We start from the raw sequence: 24,818 nt of genomic DNA, 5'->3' as shown, positions 1-24,818 counted from the left end.
CGAGCGAGTTCAGGAGTTTTACATATGTGCAGTCTGGCTTCGAGTTCAAGTTCGAGTTCGAACAACAAAAACGGTCAGACCGTCCTTTCACTCTCAGTTTCGAAACTCGTAGACATTCCAATCACATCACCATCCACCGTGAAGTTCCCGACGGCGTAACCGTCAAAGAGGTCAGTATCAAGAAAGAACGAACAGGTGAATGGTACGCTTCGTTCGCCGCTGAGGGCAAAGGAGAACCAGCCAAGCTTGAAAACCCTGACCGTTGTGTTGGAATCGATGTTGGGATTCTCAAGTACGCCCACGACACGGATGGGCGTGCTGTCGGCTCCCTTGACCTCGACCTCGACCTCCAAAACGAACGAGAGCGACTCACGCGAGAACAGCGCTCGCTCTGTTCACCTCCTCAGACAGTTCTGACGTTGTGGATGTACAGTGCGTCGTTGAAACAGGAAGCGGAAGCGGAAGCGGAAGCCCCACCCTCACCCTCACCGGAGCCGCGTCAGCGGCTGAGTAGGGTGGGGTAGTTCACATTGCCAGACTCAGGCTTCTGACCTAGGATTCATCAGACCATGTCAACTGCATCGAGTGACGCTGAGGTCGGATGAGATTCGAGAAATGACTCGATTCGAGTGAGTGCGGCTTTTAAATCATCCATTCCGGATGCATATGAGACTCGTAGATGACCCTCACCACCGTCTCCAAAGACACGTCCGGGAACAAGTGCAACCCGTTCTTCATGAATAAGTGCCTCTGCAAATTCTTCGTCGTTTTCCCATCCTGGTGGGCATTTTGGAAAGACATAAAATGCGCCTTTTGCCTCAAAACAGTCCATGTCAAGTTCGTTAAATCGTGAAATAACAAATCGTCGGCGACGATCAAACGCCTGACGCATTTTTTCGACAGCCGGCTCACATGAATTAATCGCCTCCATCGCCGCTGCTTGCGCGGTCGTTGGTGCTGAAAGCATCGTGTACTGATGGATCCGATTCATTGCATCAATAACATCCTGTGGACCGAGTGCATACCCTAACCGCATTCCTGTCATTGCATACGCTTTCGAAAATCCACTGAATACGAGGGTTCGCTCGCGCATCCCTGGGAGTGTTGCAATCGAGACGTGTTCATCATCATATCGAAGTGCAGAGTAGATCTCATCCGAGAGGACAAATAAATCATGTTCACGAACAAAGGTGGCAACATCAGCAAGTTCGTCCCGAGTCATTACCGCGCCAGTAGGGTTATTTGGATAGCAGAGAACAAGCGCTGATGCCTCTGATGCATTGGCAGCGACAAGGTCGTCGTATGTGAGTGTAAAATCAGTTTCTGCACGTGTTGGCACCGATCGAACCTCACCACCAGCAAACGTCACCGACGGTGCGTATGAAATGTACGATGGTTTAGGCACAGCAACAGTCTCGCCTGGATCCACAAGCGCTCGCATCGCGAGATCAATCGCCTCACTAGCACCAGCCGTGACGAGAATTTCCTCATCGGGGTCATATTCAAGCCCATACTGTTCGACATGACCGGCGATATTTGCCCGAAGATCACTCCGCCCTCGATTCGCGGTGTATGATGTCTCTCCGCGCTCAAGTGCATCGATCGCTGCGGAACGAGCCGCCCATGGTGCGGAGAAATCTGGTTCACCAACACCTAATGATATTATATCATCCATCTCATCTGCTAATTCAAAGAATCGGCGAATCCCAGATGGCGGCGTCTGTTTTGCTCGTTGTGACAGACGATGCATGTTGTTGGTGCTGTTTACTTCACCGTTTACCTGCTCCGATTCGACCGATGATGCTGGATGACCTTGTTGGTCAGTCATGGTGACACAGCAAGTCTATCATCTTCATCATTATTTTCGAAGTAAATACCACGTTCTTTGTATGTTGTCATTACAAAATGAGTTACAGTTTGTGTTATTTCCGGAATCGGTGCAATCTGCTCGGAGACAAATGTAGAGACATCATGCATTGACTCCCCTTCAACATCTACAGCGAGGTCATAACTTCCTGAGACGAGTCGAAGTGAACTAACCTCAGAAAATTTGGCAATACGGCGTGCGACCTTCTGATATCCTGTCTCACGATCAAGTTCTACGTTTAACTCAACTTTTGCACGAACATGATCCGTGTCGAGGCAGTCCCAGTCAACAACCGCTTGGTAACCACGGACAGCACCCTCAGATTCTAACTCATCAATAAGCGAATCGACCGTTGCTGCCTCAACACCAAGCTGACGTGCAATATCATCTACGCTCTGTCGAGCGTCATTCAGCAACAGGTCAATTAGTTCCTGCTTCGACGTCATACAGGTTTGAGGAGTGCCGTCTTGAAATGGTTTGCTCATAACGATTATGGAGGATTATTAGTTGATTAGATGTAGCTTCGGATGACCACCCTATTGATCATATCACCTACAATTGAATCCCACAGTGATTACAACAGGAATACGGATCATATTAATTATGAGGATAATAAACGCAAATCCACCAATGAGAGGTTCTAACGGACAGAATACACATCGTTTTAACCCTCAGTTCATCTCTAATATGATACAATGGTCTTAGTTGAATCCGATTCTGAATTGTCACACGGTGATCCTGCACCATTTTTTGAGTTACCATCGGCTGCTGGCGACACGGTTGCATTGGATGATTTGATTAGTTATGATGCGCTTCTCGTCGTATTTACGTGCAATCACTGTCCGTATGCTGAAGCGAAAGTTGATGAACTGAATCACTTAACGGAGACATACCCATCGCTCGCTGTTGTCGGTATTAATCCAAATGACGCCGAAGCATATCCTGAAGATAGTCTCGATCGAATGCATGAACGGGTTGCCGCTGATGAGATTAGATATACAGCGTACCTTCGCGATGAATCACAAACAGTTGCTGATGAGTATGGAGCGGTATGTACGCCAGATCCGTTTTTATTCAATCGGACTAACTCTGATGATGAAGATCGATTTGAGCTCGTTTTTCACTCACGAATTGATGATGCAATGTCACCCGGCGAGACTGTGAGTGCTTATGAGATGCGGACAGCTGTTGAAGCTGTGCTTAATGATGAACCAATTCCATTGACGGAAACACCGTCACAGGGATGTTCATTAAAATAGTGTGATATCTAATACCGGATGGTTACCGGGAATTGAGGAGAAAGCCCCGTGCTTTCGCGCGGGGAGGATGTCAACTGGGTATGGATCATAGGTGCATTATTTAATCACAATAAACACGAATTCTATATGTGAAATAGACAGGATAGCTCAGTGACACATTCAATAGTATAATCGATAAGTATGACCCAACATGAAGCGAGTGTGATGAGACAGTTTAGAACACATATTAATTTTTAATCAGAATTATCTGCTGCAAGCAAGGATGCAGCCTGTGTAAGCGCCTCATCTGCGTTCTCCACTGCAGCGGACTTCTTTGCTGGGTATGCTTCGACCTTCGCACGAAGCGTAATCCCCTCTCCACGACGTATCATTCCACCGAATGCAGCCTGTTTATCCAATCGGAGGAATAATTCGGTGTTTTCTGTAACGCGTTCATCAAGCTCTGATTGAAGTGTTTCAAATGAGGGTAATCGTGCAAGTTGCACGAGAACATGTCGTATCGCATCAGCTGATTCCACACGAGTAGAAAACACAATAATCCGATCACCATGATGACCACTACTTTCCGTCCGAGTGAGAGGGAAGTCCTCAGGGAGAAATGTTTGGAGTGCAGAATTGACGCGCTTTTCATCCTCAGTCTCATATGAGAATGTGCGTAAATCAATATAGTGAAACGGTATCTGAGGCATATCACCATTTTAGCCTCACCGTTGAAAAAACTCGCCTACTCGGACGCAGCGCTACTCTCATCCGTGCTTACTTCAGCTTCAGCAGGGTCAAGTTGATCTGCAGAAATGCCAACTTCTTGACCATCGTCAAAACTAACAGTATATGTTGCATCCCCAAACATCGTTTCAACAACCTGTGTGATTGTTCCAGTCTTGCCGTCGAATTCACTGTGTTTGTCGTGTAACACCACGCTATCGTCTTCGTCAAATTCCATATTGTATTCAGGACATGCGTCGGTAAAAAATCGACTGGTTCTGTTGTCTCCTTATCTAGTGCATTTTGCAGATGCGTAATAACATTGTTTAGCACTTGCTAAGCGGACTCACAGATACTCGAAGCGGTACCATCATCATTCAATAACCGCTAAATGACCAGGGTAGCAAAGACCAATCATGCAGTCAACTCGGCGTAAATACCTTGCTGTGGTCAGTGCTGTTGGTGGTGGGGCGATAACGGGATGTCTCGGTGGGAACAACAGTGGTAGCAGCACGAGTAATGAGATTACGGGACCACTCAGTTGCGATGTTGGTGCTATCGAGCGTGTTTCATCGCTCCCAACGCCAGCCCGCGGTCCAAGCGATGCCCCAGTGACTGTTGCTGTGTTTGAGGACTTCGCATGTCCTCACTGTCAGACATTCACCCTAGAGGTCACACCGAAGATTGTGTCAAATTACGTTGACCGAGGAGAGGTTCAATATCAGTATTTTGACTTTCCTATCCCAGTATCACAGTGGTCTTGGCGCGCCGCATCCGCAGCCCGTGCAGTTTATTCACAGATAGGTGATGAGACGAACGATGCGACGTTTTTTGATTTTATGACGCAAATTTATGAACAACAATCTGAACTGGAAAACAATGGGTATCAAATTCTCCATGATACCGCATCCACAACCGAGGTTGACGATTGTTTTGTTGCCGCTTCTGCGAAACAAGAGCCATATCGACCTGTTATTGAGAATGATCGCCAGCAAGGAATTGATCGTGGTGTTGATAGCACACCGACTCTTTTCGTCAATGGAAATGTTGTTTCGGGAACCGATTGGTTAACCGTTGAGTCTGCCATCGAAGCTGAATTGTGATGACACTGCATCGATCCTAATCAGCTACTGTCTTTGGATTGACATCCTCCTGCGTCTAAAGACGCAGGTATTCTCCTCGAATCTGTATAACTTGATTGGGCACAACTATATTCGAATTTTACCAGCGGACACGGCGGATGCCACAGGGCTTGACCCCGAGGCAGTTCACTGGTTGCACACAACATCAGTTGAGCCCAGGAGTTGATCCACGGGGAGTTGGCAACGCGCGGAGTGACCGTGGTGGTATAAGGAAATTTCCACGACGCTTCACGAATATATACTCTAAAATTCCATTATGAACCCGTTGTCTGATTGTCGGTATCTCGGTGAGGTCAGTACCGTTCATCGCCTCTCGGACGTTTTCGAACGTAGATATCTCTCGTTGAAGTGATGGGAAGTGAAGGCTTGCTTCGCCATCATCGGTTGACTCAAAGTGTCGCCGCAGTGTTTTGACTGTTCCATCCTCTTTTCTATTCGCTCGTGCAGCCTTCTGTGCATGCCCGATAATCGCATCCTCGCGAGCCGCTGTTTCAATATTTTCAATAATATCTTCACTAACACCGTTACTTGCTCCAAGATTCACACCAACTCCATCAACACGGTCCTCAGCCGCGTGTGTCGGTGAGAATATTTTTGCAATCCGATCGCTGTTGTCCAGCTCGGTGTACCAATCATCAAGCCGCATACGGAGATTTGAGACATGTTTAGTCGTTCCGCCGGCAAATGGTCCCGTCCTGATAGTCACGTGTGATTCTGTGGCTTGGTTTTGCCGAAAGCCGACTTTAAACCCCATAAATAACGGTGAATTTTCTGGAACCGGATTTGAATCTGGAATCCCCTTGAGACTATCCTGTTTTTTCGCTGGTAGCCCGGGTCCAATAAATCCGCTTCGACGGTCACTGATGCGAAATACATCCGTCAATGCTGATTCAAAATCAATAGTGTTGATGCGCGGTCGGTTTCCGCGGAGTGCCTCCTCAGCAGCGAGAATAACATCTGCTCGGTCAGACACTAAGTGTAAAAGCGCATCCTGTCGATCAAATGTCGGTGTCTCAAATGATGAAAGTGCACGGGGCTCGGGAAGGGTTATTGACCCCGGAAGTGATGAATCAAAACGTGAAAAGTATCGTGGAGAATAGCCAATTGAATATATAAGTCCTGCATGGCTTCGTTCATACGCTTGATCCAGCGTCTGAAATGTCGATTCAATGATTTTTCTTGCGTTGGTATTCGGTGGACCAGACCGCGGAAGTGTGAGATATAATAGTAGCTGATGTTTGGGGAGGACGTGATTACCACTATCGTCAGTTCGAATTCTGTCGTTCCATGCGTGCTGTCGGGTAGGAAGTGATGACAATTTATCTTTTGTCGGACCACGCGGTACCGGCTCTTCAGCACGATCAAGACATGCTGCAAGGGCTCCAACACCACCGGCAGCGACAGCACGTTTTAGTAGCGACCGACGGGTATGTTCATGATCATACCTTGGTCTGTCTTCCTGGCTGTGTTCACTCATATGTATGATTTTGATTCGGTATTATTCGACAATCATAGTTCATTCGGCTTTTCTATATTCCCTGAAGTTATTTTATGTATCGTTATATCGTACTCTTAAACGTGATTTTCAGGCATTAGATCAGATAACGCCTGCTCATCAAGCCACTGACAGAGCTTCACGAGTTGTTCTGTTGCAGATTCAAACATCTCTTCGCCCTTTTTAGCCGTCGCATCAGTTTGGTCTCCAAGAACACCGTTCTCTGTGTTATCGGCAGCATCGTAGTAGGTTCGCGCTCCGAACTTCCGTGTATTGTCATCAGTGAACTCTGTAAGCCCATTATCTCTTGCATCTGCAAGGCGATCATTATTGACCAACTCAGGTTGAAGATACTGAATCATGGCTGTTTCTTTTGGTCCACCGTGGGGACCGTTCTGCTCGAACAGGTCATCAACAAGTTTTGGAATGCTCTCATTCCACATCCATTCAATTGCATACAGTGTTTTATCATCACGGAGACGACGCCCGACCTCACGGAGGTGTTCAACATTTCCTCCGTGTGCATTGACGTACACAATCCGATCAATACCATGATACGCTAAATTCCGCGTGAAAGATTCGACGTAATCACGAAAGACTGGGGCCTCGACCCACATCGTCCCATGAAACTGCCTATGGTGTGGGCTGACTCCAATATTAATCGTCGGGGTGCAAAGATAGTCTGTTCGGTCGGTAGCCTCATGTGCAAACGCTTCTGCGATGAGGTGGTCTGTCGCCAATGGGAGATGTGGACCATGCTGTTCTGTTGAACCAAGCGGAACAACTGCGAGTGATTCTTCATTAACATATGAATCCAAATCAGGCCATGTCTGCTCGGCGACGCGCATATATTGTATAACACAGACCATCGGGATTCAGTTTTCGGTCTGAAGATTCGATACTGACTGTCAATCTGATGCTATCCGATATTCTCAGATTATATAATGAATATTATTACTGTCGATAGATATCACATCAGTCTCTATTATCAGGCTGCTCTTCGGGTGATCTGGAGCACTATCCTCCCATAAGTTATAGAGATAATTGATAGTGGCAATATGATGGGTACACATTTTATACACGAAAAATTTATACCATGGGCTACCCTAGATACTAATATATTATGACCGAATATTATGACTACGTCCTTGGCCTGATCCCACTTGCACTGTTTGGACTTTCGGGCGGGCTAATAGAATTTGGACTGACGCTCCCACAAGCAGTGCCGCTTGCAGCGGGAGTCGCTGCTGGTATCGTCGGGCATGCACTCTTCATCAATGGACCTGTGTCTGCCACCCTTAATACACGATCTGACACTGACCGCTCTCCATCACAATCAGCGACCTCAAGTCGTGGAAACGATAATATGCCGATGAACGCTGACTGAACTCGCTCGCAACACGTTATTTTTCGAATACGTAGAAGATGCGGATTGTACAACGGTTATAGAAGATACAAGATTTTGAACCCCGCCCCTGCGGGGATACAGACCAACAACACCTCCACCTCCACTAACCACGATCGACGCCACTACTGGATATTCTATTCCACACCCAGTCCGGTCGTACTGTGAATATACAACCTCTCATAACAGGGTATGAACACGGCTCAATGCCGATGCTGGAGACAACCCGCGCCTATCGAGCAACAATCCTCAACCACTCCCAAGTGAGCGATGACCACGACCTCGACCAGTGTGGGTTCTCTGCGTCGGCGTCCAAACTGTGGAGCGTCGCCCGATACTACACCCAAGACTGGTGGGACGAAGACGGCGAAATCCCCAACGACAGCGAACTCAAATCTGGACTCAAGAAACACGAACGATACAGTGACCTCCATTCTCAGTCAACTCAGCAAGTTCTTGAAGAGCTTGCTGAGTCGGTCACCAGTTGAGTTGGTATAACACACGCCAACGCGCAGACGAGAACGCCAATCCACCGTCCCGTCACGTGGAAACAGAGAGGTATCAAGCACGATTCCAAGCACAACAAGCCCAGTCTGAGCAAAGGGTTCACTCACAAGTCGAGTCGTCACCGTCGGTTCGGATTTCATCCTCTGTGAGTACGAAACACGACCAGACGTGACTATCGAGAGCATCCAGCAGGTCAGCACCGTCTGGAACGGCGACCGCTGGGAACTCCACTTTGTCTACAAGGTCGAGAGACCCACAGAGGGCGCACCCGGAGACAACACGGTGGGTATCGACCCCAGCATCACATCACCAACTACCTCGCCATCGTCTACGACAATGGTGATGCGGAGTTGTATCCGGGGAACGTGCTGAAGCAGGACAAACACTACTTCACCCGTGATGAGTGACACCGAGGGCGAGAACGGCCCGTCACGCCGTGCGCTCTGTGCCCGTCAGAAGTTGTCCCGTCGGAAAGGCCACTTCCTTCACACGCTCGCGATACATCATTGTGCATGCGTCGCCCACGAGGTCGGTCGCATCGCCATCGGTGAATTGAGTGAGATTCAAGACGATGAGAACGGCAACGGCGAGTCTCAAAACTGGGGTAAGCGTGGAAGCAAGAACAGGAACAAGAAGCTCCACGGGTAGGAGTTCGACCGTTTCACGACGCTGTTAGAGTACAAGGCCGAAGAATACGGCATCCTCGTTGACCGGGTATCTAAGCGAGATACCTCAAAGACGTGTTCGTGTCGTGTTGTGGGCGGAAGCGTGAGGCGAATCGTGTGGAGCGACGATGAAAATGAACGCAGACGTGAATGGAGCAGGAGCAGAGAGCAGTGAATATTCGCAGACAGATAACTCAGAATCCTCCGCCCCCGACTCCGACGGAGAATATAACTAACGGTCGGTTGGGTTGGCACGGTCAGTAGCCTCCCTATTCAATCAAACCTCTGGCTCTGCCTCTGGGTAGTTTCACCTGAGGGAATAGGTAAGTTGCGATACGAATCGTAATATCCCAAACTGTCGGGAATCCTCGCCGTTTACTTTAGGGCGGGGAAGATGTCAAATCAGCATCTAGTAGAAACGCTCGCGTGTGATCCAGTTAGATTATGCGAATGCATGCCACTGTCCACCCGCGAATAGGTGTAATGATAGGTATACGTGGGAGCAGATGTTATTATTGGAGTCGATATCGAAGCAGTGCCGCGATACCGCCAAGATTTCGAAGTCGTTGTCCAGGGTCAAATTCTCCTGAGAGAACCGTCACTGATCCGCCTTGTTGCTCAACGTTCTCAAGAACAGAGTCGACATCTGTTGACCAATCACCGGTGCCGCGTCGTTCCTCTCTAAGTCGGTCATCGACAACAAGCAGATCATCAACAGCACCGAACTCAGCTGCTTCGGCTACTTCATCGATTCCGTATGAAACCTTTTCACCAGTTGCGATTCCCTCCATCAGTTCATCGATTAACTCAGCCTCAGCAGAAATACGCGTCTGCGTTTGCACCTCATCAACAGCTCCGCGTTTCAGTACTTCATGAACGCCACGATCACCAACAGCTGCGGTGTCGACAGTTGTCAATCGATCTGTAACTTCTGGGTAATTCGATTCAATGTAGTCTTCAGCGTCTTGTTTAGTGAATCCTGGTCCAGCCAGAATAATTGCATCAACGTCCATTCGGGCAAGAGCAGACGCTAACTCTGCGAACAATTCTGTTCGTGGCTGTGCGTACTCACCTTTTCCTGTCGTAGCAGTTCGCGAGAATCGCTCCTCGGTTCCATACTGAGCAACGGTGTGGATATGTGCCTCACCCTCCTCAACGGTCGCAACAGCGACATCAGCGTTTTCAGCCGCTTCTTCAGCAGCCTCAATCCGTTTTTGCTGATCGGGGGCGAATCTCTTTGTCACGACGATCTCATCATGAGACTCGACATTGAGCGTGTGATAATGTCCAAGTTCATCCTCACGAGAACAACTAACAATTTCACCCCCCACTCGCAGTCGATTTGCGAATCGAGCAAACTCAACATCCTCTACTTGGATTGTGACGACGAGATGCTCACGCTGTCCGCCGGTATCTCGAAGATTTTCATCATTGCGCTGGATTCGGCGAGTTGTGTCACCGCCAACATGATCACCTGGCTCTAGCACGTGTGAAAGGTGCCATAGGTCATCAACGTTCTCGGGGACAAGCGTCCACTGCTGCTTTCCCTCCTCGCCGCGTCCGCGACTCGGAATGCGCATATTAGTGATTTAATACTGCCAGACAAAGGTGCTACTATTCATCCACAAGATCACTTCCTCCAGGTGGCAGGAATTCTTGTATTTTGTCTGGACTTGCAATTTTACGCACAAATGATTCATCATTAAATCGATCGCGAAACTCTCGATACACTAATTTCCCGGCATCATTCTGCGCATAACGACCCGGTCGAACTCTGATTGTCGTTGGGACTCGATCCTCAATAGCCGATGGCGGACCGCCGATTACTTGTGTTTCATCCGCACACTGCAGTCCAATCGCCACTTCCGCAGCAACATCACGGAGATACGTTCTATCGCCTCGGATTACAAAAGACCCCTTCTCAATATACTCTCCTGATTCTGGAGTTTTCGAAACCTGATCTGGCGTGACGACATATGCATCATCCGCATATCGTCCCTCCTTCCAGATTGACGAGTATGAAATAGCGAACTGTGCTGCTTCACGCCGCGTTTCTGCTGTAAGCTCAATTGGCTCAGCCGGCTCTGATGGACCACTTGCTTTAAGAATCGTAATAGGTCCACCGCGTGCTTCCGTGTGGAAGAACCGATCATGTTTACTCAGGTATTTTTTGACGAGTGTCTCATTCTGATCGGCATTGCGCCCTCCTACGACAAGGTATCCTGTCGATGTGTGAAACCATCGAAACTGTTCATACCAGTCATCACTTGTCCGTAGTGGGATCGATGTCATTGAGAGCCATGCATCATCTGTCGGAGCCATTCGACTCGGATCGTCCGCATTGGTACGTTCACCCTGGGTAGTGTCTGTGTTATCGCCACCAGGTTCATTATCAGGGTCCTCATCGGCACGATCCCATGCATCGCGACGTTGTTTTACCGACTCAAGTTCTTCACGTGTGTTCTCAATGGCAGTAAGTGCACCTTCTTTTTTATTTTCGATTCGCTTGGCTTCTGTATAGCGCTGATCAGCGTTTTTTTCAACACCAACATCAACGTCAACTGGGATGCGCATATCATCAATTTCAACGGTGACCATTGCCTCAGCACCGTCAACATTGACAACAGCCGCAGCAGCATCAATTCCACGTTCAGCTCCTGCTGCGAATGTTTCGCGGATCTCCTCCCATGAAGTATCTTCAGCTCGTGCTGCCTGAATCGTTTCAATTATGTTATCTATGAGTTCATAATTCCCATACAGTAGTTCTGCGCGCGCTCGTTCTGCCTCAGCACGCTGTTCAAAATCATCGATTGCTCCTTTCTGTTGTTCGATGATTCGTTGTTTCTTTTCGATCTCTGACTCAAAGTCAGGGCGCGTCTTTCCGGATTCCTCTGCGGCTGGATTTCGATCAACTTCTCGAAAGTATACATCGAGTGCGCCATTGAACGTCTTACGTGCTGTAGCGTCGAGATTCTGTCGTTTACGCTCCTCAAGTGGGAATGGGGTTACATCAATGACGGCATCATCGTCATTAGTGTATACTCGTGGTTCAAAATCTCCACTTCGAAGTTGCGTCCCTAGTGATTCAAGCGCATCATGAACTGCGCGATAGGCGTCGTCTGAAGCATTCGTAATCTGCATTGCTTTTTCAACGCCAGCTCGTGCGCACACTTCCTCAGCGTAGAGTCCACCGAGATTCAATTGTGTTGCGAGTGTTCGAACGATATCGCTGTCAGATTCATCCATCAGACGGGTAAATCGATCATACGTTATCTGAAGTGGATTTACACGGGAATCCGGGAACTCATATTGTGTTCCAGGAGCAACTGTTCGTGATTTCAACCGAACCGTCTCAAGACTTTGGATAACCTCACCGACCGAATCAACAACAGCGACGTTTCCCTCACCAAATAGCTCAACGATAATGCGCGTCATTTCCTCACCGCGTTCAAAGCTGAGGATCATAATGCGGTCAAATTCAAACTGTTCAACATCAACGAGATCTGCCCCTGAAAGTCGGTTTCGAAGCATCATCGCAAAGTTTGGCGGTCGCTCGGGAGCATCTGGTACATGATCAGGATCGGCTGTGTGTATGCGCTTCTGTTCACCGACCTCAATCAATAACTCAAGCCGCCCGCGATCAAAATCACGCATCCGAAATCGAAGCAGGTCCTCACCATATCGGTATGTCTTATCGACTTTTGCACCCGTATATTGACCTAATTCGGTAACGAGAGCAGCGATATCAACGCTCGTTAGTTCCTGCTTCGGGTCCATATGCAATATCATCCTAGCACATTCAAAAACCGACCGTTCTGTTTGTTTTTATTATTCACACAAAGAGAAACGCTCCGAATCAACGACTTCTGGGGGAGTGAATAGTGCATCTATAGGTTTTGGTACACGCACAGGCGCACGTTCTAGTATAAATCAAAACGTAAGTCTATTTCATCGGCTCCTCTATCAGCAAAATAGATGGCTCGCAGTTTAATCGTAGTTGCCAGTGTTGTATGTATTCTACTTATTTCCGGGTGTTCTGCACTAACTGCCCCAGGACCAGACAATAGCGCATTTGAGTCACTCCCTCAGTCTGATCTCAATGCAACCGATATTACTGATGCACATATTGACGGTCTAACAACAGCTGAGTCATATGTTATTCAGACACAACAACAAACCGTAACAGAGACCACGAACGTGAGCGTTACACAGCAGGTCGAAAGCACTCGTCGCGTTGATCTTAGTACAAACCGGGAGTCGCTTATCGCAACGACAACACAGCGACAGGAAGTGCAGATCAGAGTCACAGCAATCTCAGATTCAGCCACAGAGTCGTTCAGTTCAAAGCACTGATCAGTTTTACAACGATAATGGGACAATATACGTTAATCAAACACAGTCGAATCAGTCACAGTACGCGGTTCAACAGGGACAACAGGCGACTGTCAATACAACCGCACAACAATCACTCATCGAGCGGTTAATCAATACAATCGAATATAATCGCACTGAACAGACACAGCGCAATGGTACAGCAGTTGTTCGATATGAATTACAGTCAGTTACTGACGCAGAGAATCTCACACAATCATCAACCGCTACGGTTCAAAACGCTAACTCAACACTTGTAATCGATGAAAACGGTGTTGTCAGGGAGCTACGACTCGATGGTCGTTTTAGAACTGACAGCCGAACACTTCAGATCAGGTTTAGCACAAACTACAGTCGACTTGGGGAGACAACAGTTTCTGAGCCACAATGGACTGATAACGCGAGACAGACAGATGAAGCAACATGATCTTGCAGCAAATAGCAATATAGGTAGCCACTCTGTACTTTTCCACTTGGATTCATTCATCAATGTAACATTGAACAATGTCAGTTGAATTAGCAACAACAAGTAAGCAGCGAGAAGATGCGTTCAACATACGTTATCGTGTATTTGTCGATGAACAGGGTGTTGATGAAGCAGTTGAGTGGGATGAATATGATGATCCCACAGCCCCTACTGCTCATTTTATCGTTTACACCGAGTCACAGCCAGTCGGTACCGCCCGGCTAAGAGCATTAAATGAAACTGACACAAGTGATGTCGATTCAAACTCTACCGATGCTGATATTGGTATACATGCCACTGAGGAGTCCGGTTGTGCTTTTGAGGAGACAATTACAGAGACTACCACGATCGGAAAAGTTGAGCGAGTGGCTGTCCTTGCTGATTACCGAAATCAAGGGTGGGGAACACGTCTCATGCAGGCTGTTGAAACACATGCACACCAATGTGGACTCTCAATGCTTCGGCTTCATGGACAGACACGTGTCGAGTCATTCTATCATGACCAAGGATATGAGACAATCAGTGATGTATTTGAGGAAGCTGGTATTCCACATGTCTCGATGGAAAAAAGATTATAATTGACCGATTCGTGCCGTCCAATATAAAGAGTGGCTATCACTCCCTCGTGCTCTTTTTAAAGTCCGCAGGTAAGTATATGAGAACTTTTGGATGTGATCACTGTATTTACATCACAGTTGCTTTGCGACGTATGGTCCATCCTGATGATACCCAAGTTTCTGTCGGTAATACTGTCGAGCACCGATTCCAGAGATAATTGCAAGCGAATCATATCCAGCTTCACGGGCAAGTTCCTCAGCATGACCAATAAGTCGCTTTCCATAGCCTTTGTGTTGCCAAGCGGTGTCATCGCTAGATTCAGAGTCATCCGATGCTGCCCTAATTCCCGCCTCAGATCCGTATACATGTAGTTCTCGAACTACAGCAGCATTTTCAAGTTCACGACGGACTGTTGCTCCTGGGAACCGAAGTCGACAGAATCCAATGAGTAGGTCTGCATCTGAGTCCTCAAACGTGAGGAAATGCTCAGTTCCACCAGCCACGTCATATGTCGTTTCATGTAATTCGATATGCCCAGGGTCAGGGTCAGTTTCATTCAATCCTGCTTCACGTGCCCTGATATCACGAATTTCGATTCCTTTCTCATCAGCACGCTGACTTGCTAGTTGTCGCAGGTTTGACTTCCATACACCGGCATCAATGAAGTCTGCAGGGATGTCACGTTGGACACGCTGAAGACGCGTATACTCTGGGATCATCCCCATTACGTCTGCAATTACCTCTGCTGCTGTTTCATTATCAAGTGGCTCAAAGTCATCACGTCGCCACTGGTCATACACACGGGTTCCGCGTACGACGAGTGTTGGATAAATCTTCAGGTAATCGGGTCGATATTCGGTGCGTTCGAAGAGTTGTCGGAAGTCCTCGAGGATCATTTCTGTCGTCATCCCTGGCTGTCCGGGCATCATATGGAACCCAACTTTGAATCCCGCATCGCGGAGTCGCTGGTTTGCATCGATTGACGCCTGTACACCGTGTCCTCGGTGCATCTCGCGGTTGATTCGTTCATATGTCGTCTGCACACCAACCTCAACTTTTGTTGCGCCGAGATCAAGCATCCGGTCAATTTGCTCTGGGTCGCACCAATCTGGTTTCGTCTCAAAGGTTGTCCCAATGTTTCGAATGTCTGCAGTCTCATTTTCCGCAATAACATCCTCAAGATATCGGAACTCGACGTCCTCCGGGTCAGGTTTAAATGACTCATCAGATGCCGGATCCGGCATCGAATCAACATCATAATCATTCATTGCTTCAAGAGCACGTTTAACAAACCACTCCTGATAGTCATGACTCCGCGCGGTCATCGTGCCTCCCATTATGATCAGTTCGACCTTATCAACAGGGTGTCCAATATGTCGAAGTTGCTCAAGCCGAAGTGTCACTTGACCGTATGGGTCATACTCATTTTGCTGACCACGTGCTGCAGCGGGTTCATGTCCAGTGTAGCTTTGTGACGAATCAAACTCACTTGCAGGACCGCCTGGACAGTACAGGCATTTTCCGTGCGGGCACATATGTGGGGATGTCATTATTGCAACAGGTGAGACACCCGATGCAGTTCGGACAGGCTTCCGTCGCACAACCGATTTAACATCATCGCGATTCGCCGCAGAGGAATGTGCAAGAATCTCTGTATTTTTTGGCACCTTCGGTGATCCATACTGCGAACAGGCATCTAATTTTGCCGACTCAAGATTATCACGATCGATATTACCTGCAATAATCTGCTCGATAAGGTGTTCACAGGTACGACGGAATGCGTCTGTTTCCGTTGGGTCGGGTTCTGAATCTGTTTCAGTGCTCATTATTGATCTCCCGTGGTGATTGCGTGGTATCTCCTGTTGATACAGCAAAAAGTAAAATGAGAGCTACAATCGATATGCTGATACATCAGATATTGGCTACCAGACTCACCACTATACTGGCAGGTAGTCATTCGTGGACGTATCAAGCAATTACTCATATTGATATTCGCGCTGTTTTGAGGTTAAGCGTGTCGTTCGATGTGCATTCGATTATCGGAAAGACACTGTGAGTCAATGATGATATCTACTTCTTAGGACAGGCGTCAAATCGTGTCAGTTCAAATAGATTATTTCATCTCGACATCGCACGTTCACATATCGACAGAATATCGTTGTTGATGAGCAGAGACCGGGTATGCTTACAGTTGACCCGATAATTTAGTCATTAATCTGAGCAACAGCAGCATCAACAACAGCATCAACAACGGATTCGCGTGCTCCAGCGAGGAATTCAATTCGATTTTGTCGGACTCCAACAGCTGTTACTCCACCTTCGGGAACTGCATCCGCTGCGGCTGAAGCAACCGCCCGAACATCAAGATCAGTCGTTGCATGCACGAACAGTTCATCAGTTGAGTACACAACTGTCACTGATGACTCACTCCGTGTTTGTCGATGTAGTGTTTCTGAGAGAAGTGCTGTTGGTGGGAAATCAAAGCGATGGCTGTATGCATCCGCATCAAGTCTAATAATCTCAGTATTACCAATACGATGTGTATCAAGATTTGCTTCCGCTGTTTCAACTTCAGCGTCAAGCTTGAGTCTGAACTGTTCAGAAACATGTCCAGCAAGTCCGCCGTCATCTTCAAACATGAGGTCAGTGATTAACTCACGCTTATCTTGATATGATTGGTAATATGCCTCCAACGCAACGGCTTCACGCAGTTCACGTGTCTGCGTGGAATCGTATCCAGCCGCAGCAGCGCGGTCAACATATGCCGATGGAGCTTCTGTTTGATCCCAATAACTTACAGCGGGGAGATGTTCAAGTTCAGACGCAACTTCACTGTTGATAGTTGCAGCTAGGTTTGAACCAACTGCTCCAGTTGAGATAGAGAGTTCACCTAGAGCGTCATCAGTTGCTGTGAGTGGCGACACGATATTATCTACTTCTGTGAGGATTGCCTCATCAAGATCACCGGCATCGACAACAATGCGTGGGGCGTCATAGACACCAAGTAACTCAATGCCGTCAAGTGAATCAGTAGTTCCGCCTACACCGACAAGAACGACTAGCGGCAGTTTCTCATTGTGTCGTTCATTATCCTGAAGCATCTGCGTTACGTCATTTGTTGCCGTGTCCATTCCGTAAACAGGGTCATCAAGCGGTCTTCGAGTGAAGAAATGATATTGTGCGTCTGCACGGTCATGTTCTCTCTTGACCAGTGGGAGCACGGCTCGTTCGATTGCTGCCCCAGCAACGTACCCATCAGCTGTTGCAGCGTGTCGAACGACAATAGGGCGTGATTCCAATACGGCTCGGCGGATTTCTGTTGCAGCATCAACAAACTGTGAACTTAGCGCTGAAAGCGGATCGTCGGTCGCAAGGACTGTTGCCGTATCAGGACGAGCCTCGGCGGTAAGTGCATCAACAAGACGTTGTTCGACGATTTCTGCTTCGGCGCCGGTAAGCGCCGTGAGCTCATTGGTTTCAACTTGAATCTCGCCACGTCGTCGCTCGACTTCGCCATTCAATCGGACAACATCGCCCTCTCCAACATCAGGGTATGCACGGACACCAGCCTCAAGAAAGGCGGCACATTCAACAGCCCCTGATTCATCTCGGAGTTCAAATACCGTTGGACCACCGGTTTGTCTAGCTTCAACAACCTCAGCTTCAATTTGAACGTCACTTCCAACCCGATCAGAGAGTGAGCCAATAGAGACTCGTTGTTTTTGATCTTCGATATCATCTGATAGTTCGGATTCAGACTCAACTTCACTCTCTGCGGTCGCACCCGAAGCAGACTGAGATTGGTTTGCTAGTCCATTGTTATTTACATCTACATCGGTTTCATTTTCGCTTGAGGATGATGATACAGATGTGGCGTCGGTTGTTGTGCTTGAGTTTTCGGTGCTAGCTGACACCGTTTCTGTTTGTGTGTTTGATTTTGTTTCAGTCTCTGTTTGTATTCCCGTATCCGTAGTGACTGTTTCCCCAGATGACTCCTGTTCAGTATGTGTATTAGTGTCGGTTTCAGCACCGGCAGATACAGTATCATCTGCATCTGTTTTTGAGGTATCGTTGGTATCTGTCGCTGCGGGTGTCGGTTTGATTGTTGCCGCATCTCCGTCGGACCCGCCGCGTGAGACAGATGGAGTTGCGGTAGCTTCTGTAGCTAACCCAGCGTCTGCTTCGTCATCGGGGTCAGGTTCAACAGGTTCGCCATCATTTGACCCAGTTGGATCGTGAATCTTTGATCCTCGGAACTCAGATGGTGACTGTCTGATTGACCAGCCAAGGTCAATATTTCCGTTATCGCGAACGTTGTTGACTTGAACAAAAACGGTATCATCAGACTCCCAATCGAGAGTCTCAAGTCGGCGATCAAGTTCGCTTCGATGCAGTAATCCAGTAACCCCTGAAGCCAAATCAACAAAGACACCAAAGTCTGCGAATCCATCGACAGTTCCACGGTAATATCGTCCCGCGGTCAACTGCTGTGGGGAATCTCCCCTGAAATCGAACCAAACATCCTCTTCATGCGTAATAAAATCCATTAATTAACTAGAGCGGTCCATCACTAAAACGACTGTCGAATCTCACTCATCGACATCGTGACACCTACACGGTGTATATCTCAGTAGGAAACCGAGGACGTGAAAACAGCATTGAATTAAGAAGAACGGGTTTGATTCCGAGGTAGGTCCACTGTGCTTGTCTTTTACTCGCTGACAGAGTTAAGTTCTTCAAGACAGAAGTCAGTGTTTTTTAGAGTTTTAGTATATCAGAGATAAGATACTGTAATATGATTATAAAATCCCGAGAGACTGAAACACATCAATACCAGCACTGATACCACCAAGCGCAGACCCAAAAAGCAGCGTCGCAGGAATGCCTGCAGCGATGACTGCGCGCACTGTGCTTGTTGCGTGTACTTCTCGTATCCCAATAATGAGCAATACAGCTGCATACGCTGTACAAATAACCCGGATGGCAGAAATAGGAATACCAGCAACAATACATGGTGCCGCTGCATATGCAACTATCTGTACCGTCTCACTAACGCCCGCTCGACTTGGCACAACAAGGATTAATAGGACCGTCTGAAGCGCAGCAGTGAGATGTAATGTTGCCGGCGCAATCAGGAGCATAACCGCAATGACTGTAATACCGGCTGAAATCGTTGAGCTATCACTCAGCCCAGGGATTTGTGATGGATTGCCAGCGAATAGTCCACCGACGTATGCGGTTGCAACAATGATCCCAAAGACAAGACCTGGTGCTTGGTCGCCGGGTGAAACAGCATTGGCGAAGAACTGTCGGGGAGTGAGTATAACACCAATCCATGCTTGCATGACACCACGTAATCCGCGTTCGCGTCCACCTGTCGGTGTCTCAACCCAAGTCGTCACATCTTGAACTACTCATACTGGAGGCTATGACAGTTACGACATCGTGCTTCATAGGACTCATCGGCACCAACAATGATTGTTGGATCATCAACGTGCGCAGGTGCATTATCAACGAGTCGCTGATTTCGGGTTGCGGGCTCTCCACATTGCGTGCAGATTGCTTGCAACTTATCGACGTACTCCGCGACCGCCATCAGCTGTGGAAGCGGTTTGAATGGTTCGCCACGATATGTTTGATCGGTACCAGATACAACGACGCGATAACCATCATTCGCTAATTCTTCACAAACAGACACAAGCTCGGTTGAGAAGAAATTCGCCTCATCTATGGCAACAATATCGATGGGGTCGTCTTCAGACGGATTCAATTTATTGTTACCAGTCACTTCTTCAGTATCTGTGGATTCAGTGGTCATCTGATGATTCTGCATTCCCGCTTGAATTTCATGCTTAATCTCCCAGATACCATCTCCCTCATTCGGAACAATAGCTGCCTCCCATTGTCGACCAGCATGTGACCCAACAGTCGTCTCTCCGTATCGATCATCAACAGCAGGTTTGAATACAGCAACCGACTGACCAGCGATTTCGGCTCGTCGCAACCGACGGAGCAATTCCTCAGTTTTGCCTGAAAACATTGACCCCGTGACGACTTCGATCCAGCCGCTGTTAGTGATCGCGTGCATACCATTCTGGGTGCGACCAATAGAAAAAATCCTTACGAAGGTGCTTACATGTTGATGTGAATAATCAGTAGGAGAAATTTCTCTGTCTCAATCAACCGCTGAGACTGGTCCTATTCTAAATCGGTTCAATACGAACTCCTGGATCATTATTCAATTATATCGGGAGAGATGTGTGCTCGATGCTGTACAGCAGCCTGGTTGAATTCTCATGCGTTAAGAGTAAATATGAATGCTTAATCGTATGTGCAGTTACGCGTAGTCACATCCATGGTATTACTTGGAGCTGAATGCCTGCGATACGACCGTAGATGGCGATGATATATCAATATCGCTGACACGATTATCCGCAATGTCATCAACAACAGCATCGGAGACGTGTTTCCCATTTATTAAACACATCGGCATGCCAATGCCAGGATCTGTGAATGACCCCGCGTGATACAGTCCAGAGATAGCGTCAGACCGGTGAGCGGGTCGGAAAGGACCGGTTTGTGTTAGTGTGTGTGCTAATCCCAACGCTGTGCCATCTGGGTAACCCATCGCCGCAAATTCGCTCGTGCAGGCAGTTTCTTCGACAACAATTCGATCTCGAAGATCAACACCGGTGTGATCAGCAAGATCTGAAAGAACTTTTTGACGATATTGTTCACGAACGGCGTCGCTATCAGTAAGTCCGGGCGCAATTGGCACAAGAACGACCACTGTCGAATGACCATCAGGGGCGACTGTTGAATCAGTCTGTGAGGGTACGTTGACATAATATGACGGATCTGCTGGCCACGTTGGGTCATCAAATATCGACTCAAAGTGTGATTCCCAGTCAGTTGGGAGAATAAGTGTATGATGCTCAAGCGAATCAAGCTCACCCTCAACGCCCAGATACAACAGGAAAGCTCCCGGTGCATATGTTTGTGATTCCCAATATGAACTATCGTGATCAGACACGCCTTCAGGGAGTAAGTTGCGATCAGTGTATGCAGGTGGGATAGTACTCACAACCCGGTCTGCGATGCGAGCATCCGTATTAGTTTGCACACGGACACCATCGCCATCGTTGACAGTACTGAGTCCGGTTACAGTAGTATTCAGTTCAATATTCACACCCAACTCACGAGCAAGTGTTTCGATACCGTCGACAACACTCGCAATACCACCCGTTGGATAGTATACACCCATATTGAAATCAACATGACTCATCAATGAGTATAATGCTGGAGTATTATATGGTGACCCTCCGAGAAAGACCAATGTATACTCAAGTAATTGCCGAAGTTTTGGTGAGTCAAAGTATGAGGCTATGTGATCGTCCATTGACCCGATAAGAGTAATACCACGTGCTGCTCGGAGCAACCCAGGGTCAACCCAATCACGCAGACGTGGTCGGTGTTTGTACACAAACTCTTCCATGCCAATTTCATACGCGTTCGCAGCCTCCTCAAGATATGTGTCAAGTGCTGCACCCGCACCAGTTTCATATTGCTCAAAGAGTTCGCGTTGACCTTCTCGGTCAGCTGGTAATGTTGCCGTGTCACCATCTTTCCAGAAGACACGATAATTAGGGTCTAATCGTGTCAGCGAGTAATACTCTTTAGGATCATGTCCAAATTCATCAAAGAAACGCTCGAATACGTCTGGCATCAAATACCATGATGGACCGGTATCAAACTGAAATCCTGATCGTTCGATACGCCCAGCGACGCCACCAAGCGTATCCTGACGTTCAAGCATTGTAACATCAACACCGGCGTCTGCAAGATAACAAGCCGTTGAAAGACCACTGAATCCTCCGCCAATAACAATTACAGATGTCTCCTCAGATGTGCGCGTCATATTATCACTTTCCGAAAAAACAGATTGCGATCCAAATGAAATATCCATTAACAATTATATATTGTGTCGTCTGGGAACTATCATCGGCGCCTCAGTATTACGGTCGTTCATGCATAGTCAAAACAGGAGTCAACGCTGAATTCGATCCAGTCACGATGGGTATTTTGAACCAAAGAGTGTTTGAGCACTGGATGCATTAGCTACAGTGCATGACAAATGCATTATTTATCGTTACTGAAGAAGGCTACTGGGGAGAGGAGTGTATTGAGCCCCTTACAACGCTCGATGACGCTGGAGTTTCAGTAACCGTTGCAACACCCACAGGCGAACACCCGGTCATTGATGATCGATCAATTGACCCCGATGAGGTTGGTTCAGAATATGCTGATCATCTTTGTGATGTTCACGAGAATGATCCTCGATTGAACGATCCTGAGACACTCGCATCGATTGATGCAAGTGAGTACGATGCTGTCGTGTTCCCCGGAGGTCATGGGACCGAATTTGACATCACTCATGATCGACACGCCCGAGAAGCGCTTCGAACTGCGGTTGAGAATAAAAACGGTGTTGCACTTGTTGTGTGTCATGCCGTTGGGATTCTTGCGTTCACCCGCGGCTCTGATGGATCAATGCTCGTTGCTGATCGCAGCGTAACTGGATTTCCAAATGCGTGGGAAGAAGGAATCGTTGATGATGATGACCGCATGCCCGACGGCCGAAAGCTTCCATACTGGGTGGAAGATGAGGTCCGAGCCGCCGGCGCAAAGTGGGATGCTGAACTTGATGCTGATACGAGTGTTACAGTCGATGGGGATCTAATTACCGGGCGTGGACCTGGATCAAGCAGTGAGGCAGCACAAACGTTGTTGGATGAATTGGGCGTTGAATCGCCTGAAGCTGGCGCGAAAGCCGACGACTGAATTATAATTGGATCGAATTCGAATAATAATTCAATCTATCTCAGTTTAGAATATTTTATTGCGGCTTGTTGACTTCCGTCTCAGAGCCGAGTTTCAGTTTCACTTCACGAGGTCAGCAAACACAAACTCAGCACTACTGCCAAGTGGATCTGTGACTTGTCGCGTACGGATATTATCGAATCCAGCGTCTTGGAGGTATGTGAGCGTCTGATCTCGTCCAGGTGTGGAAAACAGCATTTCTCCACCCATCCACCCTCGACGAACAGTCTCATATCGTCCGCCTGGAAGTGTCATAAGAAGTGTCCCACCCGGGCGGAGAACACGTGTGAATTCATCGAATACGTCAGGATGGTTACTACGAGGAACATGAAAGACAGCATGATAGGCAGTAATTGCATCGACAGAATCACTCGCGATTGGTAGTTCCGTCATCTCCGCTTGAAGCAGTCGTGCTTGTGGGACAATGTCACGTGCAAGCTCAAGATTCTGCCGGGCGACATCAAGACCAATGTTAATACTTGACTCAGAGAGATTGTCTAGCGTTCGTGCCCCATCACCACATCCAACATCAAGGATGGTCGCATCCTCATCGACCATTGATTGGAGATCAACAACGAGATCTGCATCGGAACCATTTGGATCACGGCGTTGTGCATATGTTTCAGCGACATCTTCCCATGCACGGTGCACGGCTTTTCGATTCATATTATCTGTATGGATTGAACGGAGTTAATTTGCCTGCCAGAACATCACTAATGAGTTGATTATACCGCGTATGGATCAAATGATGGTCGTGTATCAATATCAGAAGTAGGGTCAACCGGGCAGTCATACTGTTGGTAAAATCGTTTTCGAAGCTCCGCAGTTGAGTCGGTGAACAACATAGCAACACCGAATGGTATCTCATGATTGCTTGCATCCGGGCGAGCAGGATCGATAAATAATGCAGTAACGGCTGGGTCATCCGTCCCAGGCACAGATTGTAACACCGACTCAAGCGGAAGTGTGCCAGTAAGAATATTTGGAATGAACGCATCATTAGGGAGTGTCTCCCGAGGTTGGACACAGCAAGCTCCAATAGGATCTCCCGACTCAGCATCAAGATCAGAGCTAGATGGAGCGTTTTCCTGGTCAAGTAATTGTACACATTGTGGTTCGGATTGTCCAGGTTCCCAGCAGGTATCAGCAACCGCCGGGAGGGTTGCATCAACAACAAAGTCCATACGCACGCTATCAATACGGTCAATAGCTGTCAACCGCCACGCTTCTTCATCATCTGCTGGATTGCCTGAGACAGTCGCCTCAATCAAGTCACCAGTTCGGAGCGTGTCAACTGACTGTTGAATCGTTTCATATCCTGATTCATAAACCGTATACAGTCTTGGCTCATCGACTGCTTGTAGATTGAGATGTGGTACTGACGGAACAACACGATACACTCGAAAGCGACCTGATCGCTCAACCATGGGATATATAGAAAAGATACGTGATGACGGCGTATATGTGACTGGATGGGACACTCACACTGTCGCATAGA

Annotated in this window: 23 protein-coding genes and 1 pseudogene; 9 read left to right on the top strand and 15 right to left on the bottom strand. The window is 47.9% G+C overall.

Annotation, left to right across the window (positions count from 1 at the left end; translation table 11 throughout):
* The first annotated feature begins 26 nt into the window (after window positions 1–26).
* On the top strand, window positions 27–524 hold the full coding sequence (locus J07HQW2_RS19010; RefSeq protein ID WP_021056338.1) for a transposase: 498 nt from the start codon (window positions 27–29) through the stop codon (window positions 522–524).
* A gap of 38 nt (window positions 525–562) precedes the next feature.
* On the opposite strand, the gene J07HQW2_RS14450 is transcribed toward J07HQW2_RS19010, so the two are convergent.
* Entirely contained in the window at window positions 563–1,750 is a 1,188-nt protein-coding gene (locus J07HQW2_RS14450) for a pyridoxal phosphate-dependent aminotransferase (RefSeq protein WP_048075719.1), read from the bottom strand.
* 74 nt (window positions 1,751–1,824) lie between these two features.
* On the bottom strand, window positions 1,825–2,313 hold the full coding sequence (locus J07HQW2_RS14445; protein WP_048075321.1) for an Lrp/AsnC family transcriptional regulator: 489 nt from the start codon (window positions 2,311–2,313) through the stop codon (window positions 1,825–1,827).
* 249 nt (window positions 2,314–2,562) lie between these two features.
* Here J07HQW2_RS14445 and J07HQW2_RS14440 point away from each other — a divergent pair, with 249 nt between their 5' ends.
* On the top strand, window positions 2,563–3,126 hold the full coding sequence (locus tag J07HQW2_RS14440; RefSeq protein ID WP_021056335.1) for a thioredoxin family protein: 564 nt from the start codon (window positions 2,563–2,565) through the stop codon (window positions 3,124–3,126).
* Window positions 3,127–3,359: 233 nt separating this feature from the next.
* On the opposite strand, the gene J07HQW2_RS14435 is transcribed toward J07HQW2_RS14440, so the two are convergent.
* Window positions 3,360–3,815 carry an RNA-binding protein gene (locus J07HQW2_RS14435; protein WP_021056334.1) on the bottom strand — a complete coding sequence of 152 codons (456 nt, stop codon included), beginning with the start codon at window positions 3,813–3,815 and terminating at the stop codon, window positions 3,360–3,362.
* A 35-nt stretch (window positions 3,816–3,850) separates the two neighbouring features.
* Entirely contained in the window at window positions 3,851–4,069 is a 219-nt protein-coding gene (locus tag J07HQW2_RS14430) for a hypothetical protein (RefSeq protein ID WP_021056333.1), read from the bottom strand.
* A 178-nt stretch (window positions 4,070–4,247) separates the two neighbouring features.
* Between J07HQW2_RS14430 and J07HQW2_RS14425 the strand changes: the two genes are divergently transcribed.
* Window positions 4,248–4,934, top strand: coding sequence for a thioredoxin domain-containing protein (locus tag J07HQW2_RS14425; protein WP_021056332.1), 687 nt, complete (start codon window positions 4,248–4,250; stop codon window positions 4,932–4,934).
* 184 nt (window positions 4,935–5,118) lie between these two features.
* Here J07HQW2_RS14425 and J07HQW2_RS14420 read toward each other — a convergent pair whose 3' ends face one another.
* The gene (locus tag J07HQW2_RS14420; protein WP_021056331.1) at window positions 5,119–6,450 is read right to left on the bottom strand and encodes a DUF7405 family protein; all 1,332 of its coding nucleotides are present in this window, start codon (window positions 6,448–6,450) and stop codon (window positions 5,119–5,121) included.
* Window positions 6,451–6,545: 95 nt separating this feature from the next.
* Entirely contained in the window at window positions 6,546–7,316 is a 771-nt protein-coding gene (locus J07HQW2_RS14415; protein ID WP_021056330.1) for a creatininase family protein, read from the bottom strand.
* Between the two features lie 275 nt (window positions 7,317–7,591).
* On the opposite strand from J07HQW2_RS14415, the gene J07HQW2_RS14410 reads away from it, so the two are divergent.
* Both J07HQW2_RS14410 and J07HQW2_RS14405 read left to right on the top strand, forming a co-directional pair.
* The gene (locus tag J07HQW2_RS14410) at window positions 7,592–7,855 is read left to right on the top strand and encodes a DUF8015 family protein (protein WP_021056329.1); all 264 of its coding nucleotides are present in this window, start codon (window positions 7,592–7,594) and stop codon (window positions 7,853–7,855) included.
* Between the two features lie 230 nt (window positions 7,856–8,085).
* Window positions 8,086–9,350, top strand: a pseudogene (locus J07HQW2_RS14405) (RNA-guided endonuclease InsQ/TnpB family protein).
* 207 nt (window positions 9,351–9,557) lie between these two features.
* Here J07HQW2_RS14405 and J07HQW2_RS14400 read toward each other — a convergent pair.
* Window positions 9,558–10,625 (bottom strand): mRNA surveillance protein pelota, encoded by a 1,068-nt coding sequence (locus J07HQW2_RS14400; RefSeq protein WP_021056325.1) that lies wholly within the window; start codon window positions 10,623–10,625, stop codon window positions 9,558–9,560.
* 34 nt (window positions 10,626–10,659) lie between these two features.
* Complete coding sequence (gene rqcH, locus J07HQW2_RS14395; protein WP_021056324.1) at window positions 10,660–12,822, bottom strand: ribosome rescue protein RqcH; 2,163 nt, start codon at window positions 12,820–12,822, stop codon at window positions 10,660–10,662.
* 198 nt (window positions 12,823–13,020) lie between these two features.
* On the opposite strand from rqcH, the gene J07HQW2_RS19005 reads away from it, so the two are divergent.
* The 3 genes from J07HQW2_RS19005 to J07HQW2_RS14385 all read left to right on the top strand — a co-directional run bounded on the left by J07HQW2_RS19005 (window position 13,021) and on the right by J07HQW2_RS14385 (window position 14,460).
* Window positions 13,021–13,398: a hypothetical protein gene (locus J07HQW2_RS19005; RefSeq protein WP_021056323.1), complete on the top strand. Its 378-nt coding sequence runs from the start codon at window positions 13,021–13,023 to the stop codon at window positions 13,396–13,398.
* On the top strand, window positions 13,280–13,843 hold the full coding sequence (locus tag J07HQW2_RS14390; RefSeq protein WP_303704197.1) for a DUF7537 family lipoprotein: 564 nt from the start codon (window positions 13,280–13,282) through the stop codon (window positions 13,841–13,843). The genes J07HQW2_RS19005 and J07HQW2_RS14390 overlap by 119 nt, the downstream gene beginning before the upstream one ends.
* Window positions 13,844–13,920: 77 nt before the next feature.
* Window positions 13,921–14,460, top strand: coding sequence for a GNAT family N-acetyltransferase (locus J07HQW2_RS14385; protein ID WP_021056322.1), 540 nt, complete (start codon window positions 13,921–13,923; stop codon window positions 14,458–14,460).
* 111 nt (window positions 14,461–14,571) lie between these two features.
* On the opposite strand, the gene J07HQW2_RS14380 is transcribed toward J07HQW2_RS14385, so the two are convergent.
* The 5 genes from J07HQW2_RS14380 to J07HQW2_RS14360 form a co-directional block, all read right to left on the bottom strand.
* Window positions 14,572–16,266 carry a tRNA uridine(34) 5-carboxymethylaminomethyl modification radical SAM/GNAT enzyme Elp3 gene (locus tag J07HQW2_RS14380; protein ID WP_021056321.1) on the bottom strand — a complete coding sequence of 565 codons (1,695 nt, stop codon included), beginning with the start codon at window positions 16,264–16,266 and terminating at the stop codon, window positions 14,572–14,574.
* 378 nt (window positions 16,267–16,644) lie between these two features.
* A complete protein-coding gene (locus J07HQW2_RS14375; RefSeq protein WP_021056320.1) occupies window positions 16,645–18,987 on the bottom strand; it encodes an OB-fold nucleic acid binding domain-containing protein in 2,343 nt (780 codons plus the stop codon).
* A gap of 252 nt (window positions 18,988–19,239) precedes the next feature.
* On the bottom strand, window positions 19,240–19,842 hold the full coding sequence (locus tag J07HQW2_RS14370) for a YIP1 family protein (protein WP_021056319.1): 603 nt from the start codon (window positions 19,840–19,842) through the stop codon (window positions 19,240–19,242).
* 8 nt (window positions 19,843–19,850) lie between these two features.
* Window positions 19,851–20,528 carry a thymidine kinase gene (locus J07HQW2_RS14365; RefSeq protein ID WP_021056318.1) on the bottom strand — a complete coding sequence of 226 codons (678 nt, stop codon included), beginning with the start codon at window positions 20,526–20,528 and terminating at the stop codon, window positions 19,851–19,853.
* 273 nt (window positions 20,529–20,801) lie between these two features.
* Window positions 20,802–22,406, bottom strand: a complete 1,605-nt coding sequence (locus J07HQW2_RS14360; RefSeq protein ID WP_021056317.1) for a phytoene desaturase family protein — start codon at window positions 22,404–22,406, stop codon at window positions 20,802–20,804.
* A gap of 161 nt (window positions 22,407–22,567) precedes the next feature.
* Here J07HQW2_RS14360 and J07HQW2_RS14355 point away from each other — a divergent pair, with 161 nt between their 5' ends.
* On the top strand, window positions 22,568–23,281 hold the full coding sequence (locus J07HQW2_RS14355) for a type 1 glutamine amidotransferase domain-containing protein (RefSeq protein WP_021056316.1): 714 nt from the start codon (window positions 22,568–22,570) through the stop codon (window positions 23,279–23,281).
* A 99-nt stretch (window positions 23,282–23,380) separates the two neighbouring features.
* Here the strand turns inward: J07HQW2_RS14355 and J07HQW2_RS14350 are convergent, their stop codons facing one another.
* Complete coding sequence (locus J07HQW2_RS14350; protein ID WP_021056315.1) at window positions 23,381–23,986, bottom strand: class I SAM-dependent methyltransferase; 606 nt, start codon at window positions 23,984–23,986, stop codon at window positions 23,381–23,383.
* A gap of 59 nt (window positions 23,987–24,045) precedes the next feature.
* A complete protein-coding gene (locus tag J07HQW2_RS14345) occupies window positions 24,046–24,747 on the bottom strand; it encodes a hypothetical protein (protein WP_021056314.1) in 702 nt (233 codons plus the stop codon).
* Between the last annotated feature and the right edge of the window lie 71 nt (window positions 24,748–24,818).

It is taken from the genome of Haloquadratum walsbyi J07HQW2 (assembly GCF_000415985.1).
In the GTDB taxonomy this organism is placed as follows: domain Archaea; phylum Halobacteriota; class Halobacteria; order Halobacteriales; family Haloferacaceae; genus Haloquadratum; species Haloquadratum walsbyi_B.
The sequence above is the reverse complement of the archived record's forward strand: the minus strand, read 5'-3'. Positions and strand labels throughout refer to the sequence as shown.